Raw genomic sequence first — 14066 nt, 5'->3', positions numbered from 1 at the left:
CGGTTCCCACCGCCTCGCCGCACAGGCGGGAGGGCCGGTGGCGGGATCTCCCGCCACCGGCCCTCCGGTGTTCTCCCCCGCCGCGTGCGGCGAACGGCTCAGCCGCCGTGCCCGGCATGGCCGGAGGCGTGCTTGCCGTGCCCGCCCTTCTGGTCGCCGCCGTCACCGCCGCCGTGGTCCATGTTGCTGTGATCGATGCCCTCCTCGACGTCACCGCCGAGCCGGCCCTGCAGGTCCTCCAACACCTTCTCGTGGCCCACGACGACCCACTTGCGGCCGACGAGGTAGAGACCGCCGTAGTCCTTGGCCGTGTCGATCCACTCGCGCTGACCGCGGTCGGTGGCGAAGGTGGCGAGGATGTACTTCTCCTTGCCCTTCTTGCAGATCGCCTGGCGGATCGTGTCCGCGTCGGTCTGCATGTCCGGGTCGCACTTCGCCTCGGCGGCCAGGTGCTCCAGGCTGCCGGTGGCGGTGGGCGGAAGGTCCCACTCCCCGTCGTCGCCGGCCCCGCAGCCCGCCAGCGCCAGTGCCGCCACCACGCCGGTCAGCGCGAGCATCGGTCGGGTCAGCCTCATGATGTTCCTCCGGTCCTTCCGGCGACATGCCGCACGGAGCCCCGGCGAGGGGCTCTCCGCCTCCGATACGGCTGAAACGGCCCGAGCACTCAATCCCGGGTGCCGCGGACGCCCGGTCCGTGCGAGGGTTGCCCCGATGGACACCGACTGGGAAGACCGTGTGGCGGCACACGATCGGGTGACCATCGACGGGTTCGCTCGTTCTGCGATACGTGCAGTCACAGGATGTCGCCCAGCGCCCCGCAGCCTCCGCGTCCGCCGGTCCGGTCGTCGACGTCGAGCAGGCCGAGGCCGCCCTCGTCGAGCACTACCCGCGGCTGGTCCGGCTCGCCCACCTGGTGCTGCCGCCCGGGTGGGGCCGGAGCAGGAGGGTGCTGGCGGCGCACGCCCTGACCCAGCGCGCGCTGCCCCGCAGCCGCACGGCCGCGCCCGTCATCCCCGCCCAGTCCACCGGCCGTGACGGCGACCCCGGGTACGCGCTGGTCCGGCTGAAGGTGCTGCGCACCGCCCTGGAGGCCGGCCGCCCGCTGCGGCTGCGGTCCTGGCCGAAGCGCGCCCAGTTGCCCGCGCTGCTGCCCCAGGTGTGGGGGCTGCGGCTGTTCCCGCGGCCGGGCGGTGCCGACGAACTCGCCCTGGACCAGCGCCTCGGCGAGCTGTCCGGGGCGGCACGCGCCGCGTACGTGCTGCGCGGCCTGGAGCGGCTCCCGGACTCCGAGGTGCGCTCGGTGCTCACCGCGGCGGGCGTCGCCGACGCGGACGCCGCACTGCGCGAGGCCGACCGGGTGCCCGCGGAGTACCGGCTGCTCGGCTCCCCCGAGTTCGACCCGTGCCGGCTCCAGGCGCGGCCGACGGATCTGCTGCGCCGCCGCCAGCACCTGAAGGCGGCGCTGGTCGCCGGGGCGGCGCTGGTGGTGTGCGGTGCGCTGCTCGGGCTGCCCGGTGACGGCTGGGGCCCCGACGGTGCCGCGGCGCCGCCGTACGCGCAGAACCCGGCCGCCGAGGCCGCCCTCGACCCCGGCAGGCTCGCCCGGGTCTCCCCCACCGCGTGGAAGACGTCCCCGCGTACCGACTTCTCGGTGTGGCCGGCCCGCGGCGGCCTCACCGACGACGAGGCGCTGCTGCGCCGCGCCCTGGCGGTGTGGGCCCGGCCCGGCGAGCGGGTCCAGGTGTCGGCGACCCCCGGCACCCCCTCCGGAGGGCCGGCCGGACCGCCGCAGCTGCTGTACGCGGGCGAGGTGGACAACGCGCGCGTGGTGATCCTCCACGACGGTCTGCGCATCGCCCGCTACGCCGAGCCCAAGGAGGGGGCCGAGGGTGCCGCGCTGGACTTCGCCCGGGTCGACGGTGCCGGGCGGGCGGAGGCGAGCGCGGTGGTGCTGGGCCGGGCCGACGGCAACGTGCGCTATCTGACGGCGCCGTGGGTACGGTCGGCGGGCGAGCGGGACCTGCGCGATCCGGACGCCGGCGCGATGGACCTCACCCTGACCGACGGGGTGACCTCACCGCTGGCCAGCCCGGCCCTGCGGCCGGGGGCGTGCACGTCGTGGAACGTGCTCCAGCTGACCGACGGCACGGGCACCCGGCTGGTGACCGACCTCGGCGAGGTGGTCCCGGCGCACCTGACCGCCGGGCGGCCCGGAGCGCCCCGCGAGGCGTCCGGGGCCGAGGCGTTGCGCACCTGGGCCCCGTACGCCTGCTCGCTCACCGCGATGCGGTCGGCGGGGGTGCGCAGCGTCAACGCGTGGGCGTTCGCGGAGCAGCCGCTGCCGGGGGCGCCCGGGGTGAGCGCGCCGGGCGGCGGGGCCGCCGTCGTCCCGGAAGGTGCGGAGGGCGCGGCGGGGACGGCGGCGTGGGTGTGCACCCGGGCCGAGACCTGGCGGGGCGAGGGGGCGAGGGTGCTGGCGCAGTTCCGCACCCCGGGCGGACCGTTCGGTGCCGTCGCGGCGAAGGCCGAGGACGTGCCGGCGTGCGGGGCGCGCGCGCCGCACGTGCTGGCCGGGGTGCTGTGGAAGTCGGAGGCGGGCACCTGGTACCTCCTGGCCGCCGGCAGCCGTGACGTCACCTCGCTGGAGGCGACGGGCGGGGTCCGCGGTTCCGCGCAGGGCAACCTGCTGACCGTGGAGGCCGAACAGGGGGCCCGCGCCGACCTGAAGGGCGTGCTGAAGGGCGGGAAGCCGGTCAAGGGACTCGGCTGACCGGCCCCTGAACACCGGCGCTCGGTCCGGACCGTTCGCGGCTGGAATCGATCGGTATGGTGTTCGCATGACAACCGGGGTACGCCGCAGAATGGGAGTCGAGGAGCGGCGGCAGCAGTTGATCGGCGTCGCCCTCGAACTGTTCAGCCGCCGCTCGCCCGACGAGGTCTCCATCGACGAGATAGCGTCGGCCGCGGGCATCTCGCGCCCACTGGTGTACCACTACTTCCCCGGCAAACTCAGCCTGTACGAGGCCGCGTTGCAGCGGGCCGCGGACGACCTCGCGTCCCGGTTCGTGGAGCCGCACGAGGGTCCGCTGGGGGCGCGCCTGCGGCGCGTGATGGGCCGCTACTTCGACTTCGTCGACGAGCACGGCCCGGGTTTCTCCGCCCTGATGCGCGGCGGCCCGACGGTCGGTTCCTCGGCCACCAACGCGCTGATCGACGCCGTCCGGCAGGCGGCCTATGACCAGATGCTGTCGCACCTGGGCGTGGTGGGTCCGGCCCCGGCGCGTCTGGAACTGGTGGTCCGGTCCTGGATCTCGCTCGCCGAGTCCACCGCGCTGATCTGGCTGGACGGGCGGAAGATACCCCGCGCCGAGCTGGAGACGCAGCTGGTGCACGACTTCGCGGCGCTGGCCGCGGTGGCGGCCGCCGCCGACGAGGAACTGGCCACGCTGCTGCGGGGACTGCTGAAGCACGAGCCGGGCGACGGCCCGTTCACCGATCTGGCCACCCGGCTGATCCACCTGGCCTCCGGGTGAGCGGGGCGACCGTATGGGGCCTGGTCGTGGAGACGACCGTGGGCACCGGGCAGCGCAAGCACACCGAGGCGCAGGTGGTGGCCCATGTCACCGGCTCCCGGGCGGAGGCGCTGGAGGAGCTGGAGCGGCGGGCCCATGCCTACCAGCCGTGGCACCCGACGAGCCCGAAGCGCCGCCGGCTGCTGCGGGTGGACGACGGCTTCCTGCTCGTCGTCGACGGGGCGTACCAGTCGTTCGGCACCCGGTTCACGGTGGCGGAGCTGCTGGCGGACTCGGACGCGCCCGCCGCCCCGGACCGCGGCCCCGAGGGGACCCGGGAACCCGCGCCTGCCGCCCCCGCGCCCGATCCCGCCCCGGCACCGCAGGACCCGCCGGCCGCGCACCGGCCCTCCCCGGACGAGCCGTCCCCGGGCGGTCCGGACGCCGTCGGCGAGCTGGACGAGGACGGCGTCCCCGTCCGCCCGTCGTGGCTGGGCCGACCGGACCTCTGAGGGCACGGGCCCGCCGGGGACGCCCGGTTACTCGCTCTCGTACTTCCGGTACGACGGGTCCAGTTCGCGCACCTCGGCGGAGGCGTGCAGGGCCACTCCCCCGCCGGGCTTCACGAACTGCCGCAGCAGGTCAAGCACGGCCTCGGTGAGCCGTGCCTTGGTCTCCTCGGTGCGGCCCGCGAGCAGCCCGAGGGTGACGTGGACGACGGCGTGGCCCGCGGTGTCGGGCCCGACGACGGTGTCCTCGGTCCGGCGGAACTGGGTCTTGCACGCCGGGGGCCTGGCGGCGGCGATCTCGACCACGGCGGTGTGCAGGGCCCGCGCGAAGCCGGGCCGGTCGAAGCCGTCCGCCAGGCTGTCGGAGTAGTCGACGGTGATCTGCGGCATGAGCCCTCCTGCGATGGTTCCAGGAGGGCTCAGCCTACGTCGTGTCCGTGATGCCCGGCGGGTCAGCCCGCCGCGGTGAACACGGCGACCGTGCGGGCCGGGACGGTGAACGTGCCGGTGCTGCGCTCGTAGGACGCCGTCCTGACCACCGGGTCCCCGCCCTTCGCCTGCACGGGGTGCAGCCGGTGGCCGGTCCCGGCGAGGGCGGTGACGCGCTGGTCCTGCGCCTCGGGCGTGGCGTTGAAGACCACGACCAGGTCACCGAGGCGCATGGTGATCACCCCGGGGGTCTCGTCCTTCCCGGACAGCGGGAAGGAGAGCCGGGACTGCACCCGGTCCGCGGTGCCGAGGGAGAAGACCTTCTCCGTCGTGCGGATCCTCAGCAGGTCCCGGTAGGCGGCCGAGGCGCCCTCGATCTGCGGGCAGCCGACCTTCACCGTGCCCAGCAGGGGCTTGGCGTAGGGCCACTTGTCCTCGTTGTCGGCGGCCGGCGGCAGCCCGCGGCCGAAGCCGTTGCCCGCCGCGCAGTTCCAGTGGATGGCGTTGAACCAGTCGCCGCTGTCGTAGGAGTTGCGGTCCAGGGACTTGGAGCGCAGCAGGTCGGTGCCCGCCTGGGAGAGGGCCGGGCCCTGCGAGAGGGTGGCCGTCGCCATGGCGAGGACCTGCATGCGGGCCCGGTCGCCGGCCGGGGTGTCCTTCGGCAGCTTGAAGGCGAGCGCGTCGAACAGGGACTCGTTGTCGTGGGCGTCCGCGTAGGCGAGGGCGTCGCCGGGGACGGCCGCGTATCCGGCGGGTGAGCCGTTGTAGTCGACCTGGGAGCCCTTGACCTCCTTGCCGCTGGTGTCGGTGAAGGTGTAGTCGGCGAGGTTGCCGCTCAGGCCCACCTTGATGAGGTCCTGGTAGTGCAGCAGGCGGGCCTTCTGCTCGGCCTCGGTGCCGTTGGCCGTCGAGGTGTTGGGGTCGGTGTAGAGGCCGGAGGCGAAGCCCTGCACGCCGGGGTCCTCGTCGAAGGGGCCGCCGCCGCGCACGGCGTCCCGGGCCCGGTCGGAGAAGGTGGCGATGCCGGTGCCGGCCATGTTGGCCTGGGTGGCCTGCTCGAAGCGGGCGTCGTCGGCGATCTCACCGAAGTTCCAGCCCTCGCCGTACAGGATGATCTTCTTGCCGTCGACGCCGTCCTTCTTGAGGGTGAGGGCGTCGAGGGCCTTGCGGACGGCGAGCATGTTCGCCTTCGGGTGGTGGCCCATGAGGTCGAAGCGGAAGCCGTCGACCTTGTACTCCTTGGCCCAGGTGACGACGGAGTCGACGACCAGCTTGCCCATCATGGCGTTCTCGGGCGCCGTGTTGGAGCAGCAGGTGCTGTCGGCGACGGAGCCGTCGGCGAGCAGCCGCTGGTAGTAGCCGGGCACGATCCGGTCCAGGACGGAGGTCTTCGCCTGGCCGTGGGCGGCGGTGTGGTTGTAGACCACGTCGAGGACGACGCCGAGGCCCTCCTCGTTGAGCGCCTTCACCATCCGGCGGAACTCGACGGTGCGGGCGGTGCCCTCCGGGTCGGTGGCGTAGGAGCCCTCGGGGACCGTGTAGTGGTACGGGTCGTAGCCCCAGTTGTAGGCGTCCTTGGCGGCGGTCTTCGCCACGCACTCCTGCTGCTTCGGGGAGTCGGCCGGGTAGGCGGCGAGGTCGCAGTCGACCCTCGCCCGGTCGGACTTCTTCTCGGGGATGGTGGCGATGTCGAAGGCGGGCAGCAGGTGCACGTGGGAGGTGCCGGACCGCGCCAGCTTCCGCAGGTGCCGGCTGCCGTCGCTGTCCTTGTCGGTGAACGCGAGATAGGTGCCCGGGTGCTTCGCCGTGCGGTCCTCCACGGAGAAGTCGCGGATGTGCAGTTCCTGGATCTGGGCGTCCTTGAGCGGCACCGCCTTCGGCTTGGTCAGCCCCGACCAGCCCTTGGGGGCGAGACTCCGGTCGCCGAGGTCGACGACGAGGCTGCGCTCGGAGTCGGTGGTGAGGGCGACGGAGTAGGGGTCGGTGACCTTGTTGGTGACGATCTTCCGGGTGCTGGGCGCCCACACCGTGACGGCGTACCGGTACGGCTTGCCCTTCCAGGAGGCGGGGCCGGTGGCGGACCAGACGCCGGTGGCGTCGTCGCGGTGCATGCGGACCGTGCGGCCGTCGATCTCCAGGGCGACGTCGCGCGCGGTGGGCGCCCACACGGACAGCGTCGGGCGGCCGTTGCGGAACACCGGTCCCAGGTCCGCCTTGGTGGCGCGGGCGGCGTAGAGGTCGTCCAGGACCCCGGCGAGCTGTACGCCGGTGGCGGCGAGCACGGCGCCGTTGGCCGCGTGCTGGGTGGCGACGACCTGGCCGCGCAGGGCAGCGCGCACCCGGTCCCGGTCGCGCGGGTCGACGGACCAGGCCGTGCCGTCCTTCAGGTGCGGGAAGCGGGCCTTCTGGGCGTCGGTGAGGGTGGTCCGCGCCAGGCGCAGCCAGCGGGCGTCGCCGGTGCGGAGCGTGCCGTCCTCGACCGTGACGCCGCCGGTGGGCGAGGCGAGGAGCTGGGTGGAGGCGGCGGCGTCGGAGCCGTCCCAGACCAGGGTGTTCCGGTCGATCCAGACCGCCTTGGAGGTGGACAGGTCGAGGGCTGCCGCGGACCCGGCGGGCTGCGGCAGCAGATACCTCTCCTGGCCGCTCAACAGCCACACCTCGTGGCCGTTGGCCCTGAGGTCGAGCGACTGGTCGGACGGGAGGTCCTTCTCGTCGCCCTTGTGGACGATGTAGCTGAGGCTGGTGGCACCCTCGGCGAGCGGCACCTCGAAGACCGCGCCATAGGCATCAGTCTTCACCGGTTCCAGGGGCTTCGACCAGTCGGTGGGCTCGGCGGCACCGGTCCAGGTGTGCAGGCCCCAGCCGTCGTAGTCGCCGTCGGCGCGGTGGTAGTGCAGGACGGCCTTGGTGGTGTCCTGGGCGGGGTACTCGGGCCGTTCGGTGGTGACGGTCTCCTTGCCCTGCTCGATCCAGACCTCGCCGGTGCGGGTGAGGTCGATGGTGCGGTCGGTGTCGACGTCCTTGGTGCCGTCCTTGTCGACGACCAGGAAGCCGAGGTCGGAGGCGCCCGGCTTCAGCTTGACGTACGCGAAGGCGCCGTAGGCGTCGCGGCCGGTGAAGGGGTGGCTGTCGGGCCATTCGGTGGCCTCGCCCTCGGCGAGGTCGCCCCAGGCGTACAGGCCCCAGTCGTCGTAGTCGCCGTCGGCCCGCTTGTAGTGCACGATCGCGTAGTCGCGGGAGGCGGCGGACGGCGGGGTCTCCACGGGCGGGGTGCCGGTGGTGGAGGTGGCGAGGGCGCTCGCGGTGCGGCCGGCGGAGTCGATGACGACGGCCTTGTAGCGCAGGGCGGTGCCGGCGGGGACGTCCTCGCCGATGGTGTGGGTGACCTTGTGCGGGGCGTGGTCGGAGGAGCCGAGGACGCGCCACGTTTCGTTGCCGGTCTGGGCGGCGAAGACGACCCGGTTGAGCTGTCCGCCCTCGACGTCGGCGGTGAGTTCGACGGTGCCGGTGGCGCCGGCCTCGGGGGCCTTCAGGGAGATCGTGGGCTTGGCGTCCGGCTTCGCGAGCGGGCGGGCGGCCTTGAGGACGATCGCCGAGTTCGCCGGGACGGTGACGGTGATGTTCCGGTCGGCGCCGCTGGTGACGGTGGCGTCGGTGCCGTGGATGCCCTTGAACGGCATGCGGGCGGAGCCGGTGGCGAAGGTGGCCTTCTTCGCCTCGTCGGCGTTGTTGAAGGCGACGACGTACTCGGTGGTGTCCTTGCCGGTGGCGGTGCGGGAGACGGCGTAGACGCCGGGGCCGTCGGCGGCGTGGCGCTCCTGCTGGATGCCGTCGGTGAGGGCGGGGTGTGCCCTGCGGAGCTCGGCGAGGGCGCTGATCTGCCGGTAGAACGGCGAGCGGGTGTCGTAGGTGTCCTCGGCGTGGGTGCGGTCGGTGCCGATCAGGTCGTCGTCGAGGTAGTCGGCGGTGCGGGACGCGAAGAGGGTCTGACGGGCGTCCTTGTCGCCGCCGGCGCCGGTGAAGCCCTGCTCGTCGCCGTAGTAGACGACCGGGTTGCCCCGGTTGAGGAACATCAGTTCGTTGGCGAGCCGGCCCTTCTTCAGCAGTTCCGCGTCGGACGCCTTCGGGTTGTCCTGCTTCAGGAAGGTCCCGATGCGGCCCATGTCGTGGTTGCCGAGGAAGGTGACCTGTTCGTAGGCGTTGGCCTTGTCGGTCGTGTACTTGTGGTCGGCGCCGAAGACGGCGGCGAGCTTCTTCGCGCTGCCGCCCTGGGAGGCGTACTGGCGTGCCGCCTCCTGGAAGGGGAAGTCCAGGGTGGCGTCGAGCCGGCCCTCGGTGACGTAGGGGGCGGTGACGTCCGGGTCGGCGGAGTAGACCTCGCCGAACATGAAGAAGTCCTTGCGGCCCTGCTTCGCCGCGTAGGCGTCCAGGGCGGTGGCCCACTGGGTCCAGAACTCCATGTTGACGTGCTTCACGGTGTCGATCCGGAAGCCGTCGATGTCGAAGTCCTTGACCCAGCGCTGATAGACCTTCTCCATGCCGCGGACGACCTCGGGACGCTCGGTCCACAGGTCGTCGAGGCCGGAGAAGTCGCCGTACTCGCTGGACTCCCCGGCGAAGGTGGAGTCGCCCCGGTTGTGGTACATCGCCGGGTCGTTGAGCCAGGACGGCACCTTCAGCCGCTTCTTGTCGGCGGGGACGACGGGGGTGCGGGGGAAGGAGCCGGCGTCGACGCGCGGGAAACGGCGCGTGCCGTCGGCGTAGTCGGAGTCGTCGAAGGGACGGCCGTCCTTCGTCAGGTACGGGAAGGCGCCCTTGGAGAGGTACTCGTAGGACTTCTCCTCGTAGTCGATGACGTCGGCGGTGTGGTTGGTGATGACGTCGAAGAAGACCTTCATGCCCTTGGCGTGGGCCTTGTCGATGAGTCTCTCGAGGTCCTTGTTGGTGCCGAAGTGCGGGTCGACCTGGGTGAAGTCGGTGATCCAGTAACCGTGGTAGCCGGCCGAGGCGTCCTTGCCGGTGCCCTGGACGGGCTGGTTCTTGAAGATCGGGGCCATCCAGATGGCGGTGGTGCCCAGGCCCTTGATGTAGTCCAGCTTCTGCGTCAGGCCCTTGAGGTCGCCGCCCTGGTAGAACCCCTTGTCGGTGGGGTCGTACCCGTGGGTGAGGCGGGAGCCGGTCAGTCCGCCGCGGTCGTTCGTGCGGTCGCCGTTGGCGAAGCGGTCCGGCAGGACGAAGTAGAACTGCTCGCGGGTCAGGTCGTGCCGGGCCGGGGCCTTGGCGAGGGCCGCGTCCGAGGGCGGCGCCGGCGGGGCGTCCGCGCGGGCGGCGAGCGGCTGCACGAGGGCCGCGGCGAGCGCGGCCACGGTGACGGCGGCGACGCGCCGCCCCCGTGCGGTGCGGCGCCCCCGGGGCGCGGGCCATCTGGGTATCAAGGCGTGAACTCCTTGCGGTTACGGCTCATTGGGTCCGACCCCACGCCGCGGCGACGGCCTGTTCCGGCCACCTCGCCGGGGCACCGGCCGTGACCGTACCGCCGTTGAAAGGTTTACAGCAAGGGTTCTGAAAGGACCGGTAAGGAATTACATGCCGGACGCCGGACGCCCCGCCGCCGTGAACGGCGGTGCGCCCGGCGCGGGTTCAGCAGTTCGGCTTGCCCGCGTGGACCGCGAGCGCCGTGTGGGCGCCCAGGGTGGCGGTGAGCTGTCCCGAACCGTTCACCGTCACCGGGGTGTTGTTCTGCACGTCGCAGTACGTGCCCGCGGGGAGGGACGTCTGGTAGGTGCGGGTCAGGGGGCCGGACTCGTGGTTGATGGCCACGAAGCCCTTGCTGCCCCGGCCGAAGGCGATGGCGTCGCCGCCGTTGTCCCACCAGTCGGTGACCGCCTGGCCGCGGGTGGCGTTGCGGAAGCCCACCATGGCCTTGATCTCCGGCCAGTTGTGCTGGCACTTCCAGCCGTTCTGCCAGCAGGCGTTCACCTGGCCGCCGTTGGGCGGTCCGGCGTCGTGGTCGGAGAACTCGTAGCCGGAGTTGATGTCCGGGGCGCCGTAGGGCCAAGCCAGCATGAAGACGTTGGCCAGGGTGTAGGTGGCGTTGTCCTTGTAGGACAGGGTGCTGCCGTTGCGCTCGGTGTCGTGGTTGTCGACGAAGACGCCGGCGGAGGAGCTCTTGAGGTAGCCCCAGCCCTCGCCGTAGTTCTTCAGGTAGGCGAGGTTCTCGTTGTTGAAGACCCGCTTGAGGTCGTAGGCGTAGCGGAACTCCTGGACGTCGCCGGTGCCGGTGTACTCGCCGGGCTGGACGGCTTCGCCCGCACCGTAGATGACCTCCTGCTTCCAGTAGGCGGAGGGGTTGGTGAGCCGGGACTTGATGTTGGCCAGGTCGGCGGCGGGCATGTGCTTGGCGGCGTCGATGCGGAAGCCGTCGACCCCGAGGGAGAGCAGGTCGTTCATGTACCCGGCGATGGTCCTGCGGACGTACTCCTCGCCGGTGTCGAGGTCGGCGAGGCCGACCAGCTCGCAGTTCTGGACGTTGTAGCGGTCGCGGTAGTCCGTGATCTCCTCTCTGCAGGTGTCGAAGTCGTACGAGGAGTACAGGCCGGGGTAGTCGTACTTGGTGTACGGCGAACCGCCGGTGCCGGTGCCGTTGCCCGCGGACATGTGGTTGATGACGGTGTCCACGACGACCTTCACACCGGCCGCGTGGCAGGTGTTCACCATGTTCCGGAAGGCGGTGCGGTCGCCGAGCCGCCCGGCGATCTTGTAGCTGACCGGCTGGTAGGACGTCCACCACTGCGAGCCCTGTATGTGCTCGGCGGGCGGGGAGACCTGGACGTATCCGTACCCGGCGGGGCCGAGAGTGTTCGTACACTCGCGGGCGACCGAGTTGAAGTTCCACTCGAACAGGACGGCGGTGACGTCCTTGCTTCCGGGCGGCGCGGCCTGCGCGACAGTCGGGGTCATGACAACCGAGGCGACCGCGAGCGCGGCGACCCCGGCGAGGGTTCTGCGTGCCATGTGGGGTGTCCTTCTTCATCGAAGGGTGTGGGGAGCGCGAAGGCTCTGAAGCTTCTTGCTGAAACCTTCAGAAACCTTGCGGTGACGCAGATGTTAAAGCTTCACCCTCCGAAAGGGCAGCACCCCGAACGAAGTTGAGGCAAGAAGTTGCGCGCTCGCGGCGCACCGGGACGTCGTCGCCCCCACACCGGGCATCGGGGCGAAGGGAAGAAGACACCGTGTCGATTCCCTTGATGGGCATGCTGACGTTCATCAGCCTGGCCACGCGGCGGCGGGCATCGTGACCGTGGCCCTGATGCTGAACAATCCGCCTCTGTCTCCGTCCGGACTCCGCGCGGTTCTCGTTCTGGTCTTCGGTTCTTCGGCGGCAGCCGTGTACTGCTGCGGCTGGTTCCCCGTCACTCTGGGAGGGCCGTTTCCCGAGCTGTGCGAAAACCGGAACGTCTCCGGTGCCGAGTTGGCGAGCATCGAACAGGAGCACTGGCCTCTTCGCAGCGCCTGCGTCTGCTCCGACGGCGCCACGGTGGAGTGCCGGACGACAGCGGGATGTCAGTGGTCGGCGACATGAAGTGTCAGTAGGGATTGACGTCGTCCGCGCCCTTCCGGACCTTGCCACGACGCTGCTGCGCTACCGGCGCCACCCTCCCCAGTGACGACGAACACCTCGGAGATCCTTTCAGGCAGTGCCCGGAGCGGCCGCTTGCCGGAAGCCACTCAAGATTTTTCACCTGCTGAGGAATCAGCTGCTCGGCTGGCGGCTCACCTCTACGAGTCCAACAACCCGAGTACGAGTTATCTGAATGTGCGTCCTACCCAGGTGTCATAAATAGCCATCACACCTAGCGCTCTTAGGTGCACTACAGCACGTCAAGTCAGCGCAGCTGACCAGGGGTTGATGGCGTGCACAAGACGGCGCAAGTGTGTCATCCTCTCCGTATGACCACCACAGGGAGCGAGACAAACCAGGCAGCCGAGATGGCCGGGATCGTCACGGACGAGGTCGGCGAGAGCCTGGGCTATATGACACAGGAGCGCACGATCAAGCTCCTCCTCGACCGCTCGAAGCGGGCGAACCGTACGGTGCCGATCAGGAGGGACTTCCTTCAGACGGGCAAGACCCCCAACACCCAGCCCGGCGTCATGCGCTCCCTCGTCGCCAACAAGCAGGAGCGTGCTCTCGACCTCTACCTGGTGATGGCCGCAGTCACCGGCGCCGGCGACTACTCGGCGACCGACTGGTCATCGACGTGGGCCAGGACTGTGGGCATCTTCGACGAGAAATCCGGGGCGTCTGCAGTCTCCCGTGCCTGGAAGGCGCTGAGGGAACTCAACGTCATCTCGACCGCCAGGGGCGCGGGCCGTCGGACCACGGTCACCAAACTCCTCGAGGACGGCTCCGGCCGCCCCTACCACCCGCCGGTCGCCAACGAGGCGTACTTCCAGCTGCCCTTTGAGTACTGGGAGGAGAACCTGCACACAATCCTGTCCCTCCCGGGCAAGGCCGTGTACCTGATCTCCCTGGCGCAGCGGAAGCCGAAGTTCCCACTGGCCCAGGCCAAGATCGGTGAGTGGTACGGCCTTGCCGAGCGGACCGTTGCGAACGGGATCAAGGACTTGATCCACCACGAGGTCCTGGAACGGGCTGGGTCGCAGGTGTACGAGACCCTCGCCGTTCCCTCGGGGCGGGCCTCTCGACCCCTCTACTCCCTTAAGGACCCATTCGGCCACCGCGGGCTGCCCGCACCTGCGCCCCGGGACTCCTCCAAGGAGGAAAGCCCGGAGGACTGAGACCCCGTAAATGACGTCGGGGCCGCGTTGCAGCGCGGCCCCGACCCATGTCCCCGAAATCCGATCCAGGCAGATCACGACCAAGGAAGACAGAACCCATCATGAGCCAGCAGTTCACGTCCCACACCACCGGCCTGACGTCCGTACCCGACGAGTCGGTCCCGCCCGACCCCGCTGCTCTCCAGGACCAGACGCTGACCGATCTCGTTCCCGCGCCCCCCGCCAGCGGCGGAAAGCCCACCTCCATGTCGCTCATCCAGTGCGTGGCCTCTACCGGCAGGGGCGTAGCCATCGCCCTTCCGCCGGCCACGCTCCTCGGTTGGATCGACCTCCACCCGACCTTCGCGTACGGATACTCGATCGCGTGGGGAATGAGCGAAGCCCTGCTTCCGTGGATCATCTGGGTGCGAACCCGCTACGCGGTCGTACGCCGTCCCTCCTGACGTCTCAACGTTTCACCTCGCGCAGGGCCCGCCCACGCTGGCCGGGCCCTGCCCTACTCTCACAACTGTCGCTGACCACTGACATTCCCATGCCGCCCGACACGTTCACCGCCGACTACCTCGCCGAGGCCCTGCAATGGAGACCGACCGCACCATCGAGGCCCTCGACCACGCCTGGGCCGACCCCGGCCTCGGCGGCCCGTACGCCCTGCGACGAGTCGCCCCCGCCCACTTCGCCCTCGCCCCACGCATGGACGTCCTCACCGACGAGCAGATGAACGCGATCCACCCCGGCAGCCACAGCGCGATCTGGCACAACCCCAACGGCACGCACCGCCGGCCCCTCCAGCGCGACGTCCTCAGCGACCTCG

General features: G+C 71.0%; 9 protein-coding genes. 5 read left to right on the top strand and 4 right to left on the bottom strand.

Annotated features, from left to right (window positions below; all coding sequences use genetic code 11):
• Positions 1-98: 98 nt before the first annotated feature.
• Entirely contained in the window at positions 99-575 is a 477-nt protein-coding gene (locus tag ACIRPP_RS27365; protein ID WP_403648038.1) for a hypothetical protein, read from the bottom strand.
• 212 nt (positions 576-787) lie between these two features.
• On the opposite strand from ACIRPP_RS27365, the gene ACIRPP_RS27360 reads away from it, so the two are divergent.
• The 3 genes from ACIRPP_RS27360 to ACIRPP_RS27350 all read left to right on the top strand — a co-directional run bounded on the left by ACIRPP_RS27360 (position 788) and on the right by ACIRPP_RS27350 (position 4024).
• A complete protein-coding gene (locus ACIRPP_RS27360; protein WP_403648035.1) occupies positions 788-2770 on the top strand; it encodes a hypothetical protein in 1983 nt (660 codons plus the stop codon).
• A 67-nt stretch (positions 2771-2837) separates the two neighbouring features.
• The gene (locus ACIRPP_RS27355) at positions 2838-3533 is read left to right on the top strand and encodes a TetR/AcrR family transcriptional regulator (protein ID WP_403648032.1); all 696 of its coding nucleotides are present in this window, start codon (positions 2838-2840) and stop codon (positions 3531-3533) included.
• Positions 3530-4024, top strand: a complete 495-nt coding sequence (locus ACIRPP_RS27350) for a hypothetical protein (RefSeq protein WP_403648029.1) — start codon at positions 3530-3532, stop codon at positions 4022-4024. The genes ACIRPP_RS27355 and ACIRPP_RS27350 overlap by 4 nt, the downstream gene beginning before the upstream one ends.
• A gap of 27 nt (positions 4025-4051) precedes the next feature.
• On the opposite strand, the gene ACIRPP_RS27345 is transcribed toward ACIRPP_RS27350, so the two are convergent.
• The 3 genes from ACIRPP_RS27345 to ACIRPP_RS27335 all read right to left on the bottom strand — a co-directional run bounded on the left by ACIRPP_RS27345 (position 4052) and on the right by ACIRPP_RS27335 (position 11464).
• Complete coding sequence (locus tag ACIRPP_RS27345) at positions 4052-4411, bottom strand: 5-carboxymethyl-2-hydroxymuconate Delta-isomerase (protein WP_403648027.1); 360 nt, start codon at positions 4409-4411, stop codon at positions 4052-4054.
• A 62-nt stretch (positions 4412-4473) separates the two neighbouring features.
• Positions 4474-9885, bottom strand: a complete 5412-nt coding sequence (pulA, locus tag ACIRPP_RS27340) for a pullulanase-type alpha-1,6-glucosidase (RefSeq protein ID WP_403648024.1) — start codon at positions 9883-9885, stop codon at positions 4474-4476.
• 205 nt (positions 9886-10090) lie between these two features.
• Positions 10091-11464, bottom strand: a complete 1374-nt coding sequence (locus ACIRPP_RS27335) for an alpha-amylase family protein (RefSeq protein WP_403648021.1) — start codon at positions 11462-11464, stop codon at positions 10091-10093.
• A 936-nt stretch (positions 11465-12400) separates the two neighbouring features.
• On the opposite strand from ACIRPP_RS27335, the gene ACIRPP_RS27330 reads away from it, so the two are divergent.
• Positions 12401-13252: a hypothetical protein gene (locus ACIRPP_RS27330; protein ID WP_403648019.1), complete on the top strand. Its 852-nt coding sequence runs from the start codon at positions 12401-12403 to the stop codon at positions 13250-13252.
• A gap of 101 nt (positions 13253-13353) precedes the next feature.
• Entirely contained in the window at positions 13354-13695 is a 342-nt protein-coding gene (locus ACIRPP_RS27325) for a hypothetical protein (protein ID WP_164442578.1), read from the top strand.
• Positions 13696-14066: the final 371 nt, after the last annotated feature.

Origin of the sequence: Streptomyces sp. NPDC101219 (assembly GCF_044767675.1) — a bacterium.
Taxonomy (GTDB): Bacteria; Actinomycetota; Actinomycetes; order Streptomycetales; family Streptomycetaceae; genus Streptomyces.
The sequence above is the reverse complement of the archived record's forward strand: the minus strand, read 5'-3'. Positions and strand labels throughout refer to the sequence as shown.

Bases quoted from the DNA above. Each gene is read 5' to 3' on its own strand.
- ACIRPP_RS27355 (WP_403648032.1), top strand. From the start codon at position 2,838: ATGACAACCGGGGTACGCCGCAGAATGGGAGTCGAGGAGCGGCGGCAG.
- ACIRPP_RS27330 (WP_403648019.1), top strand. From the start codon at position 12,401: ATGACCACCACAGGGAGCGAGACAAACCAGGCAGCCGAGATGGCCGGG.
- ACIRPP_RS27345 (WP_403648027.1), bottom strand. From the start codon at position 4,411: ATGCCGCAGATCACCGTCGACTACTCCGACAGCCTGGCGGACGGCTTC.
- ACIRPP_RS27335 (WP_403648021.1), bottom strand. From the start codon at position 11,464: ATGGCACGCAGAACCCTCGCCGGGGTCGCCGCGCTCGCGGTCGCCTCG.
- ACIRPP_RS27365 (WP_403648038.1), bottom strand. From the start codon at position 575: ATGAGGCTGACCCGACCGATGCTCGCGCTGACCGGCGTGGTGGCGGCA.
- ACIRPP_RS27325 (WP_164442578.1), top strand. From the start codon at position 13,354: ATGAGCCAGCAGTTCACGTCCCACACCACCGGCCTGACGTCCGTACCC.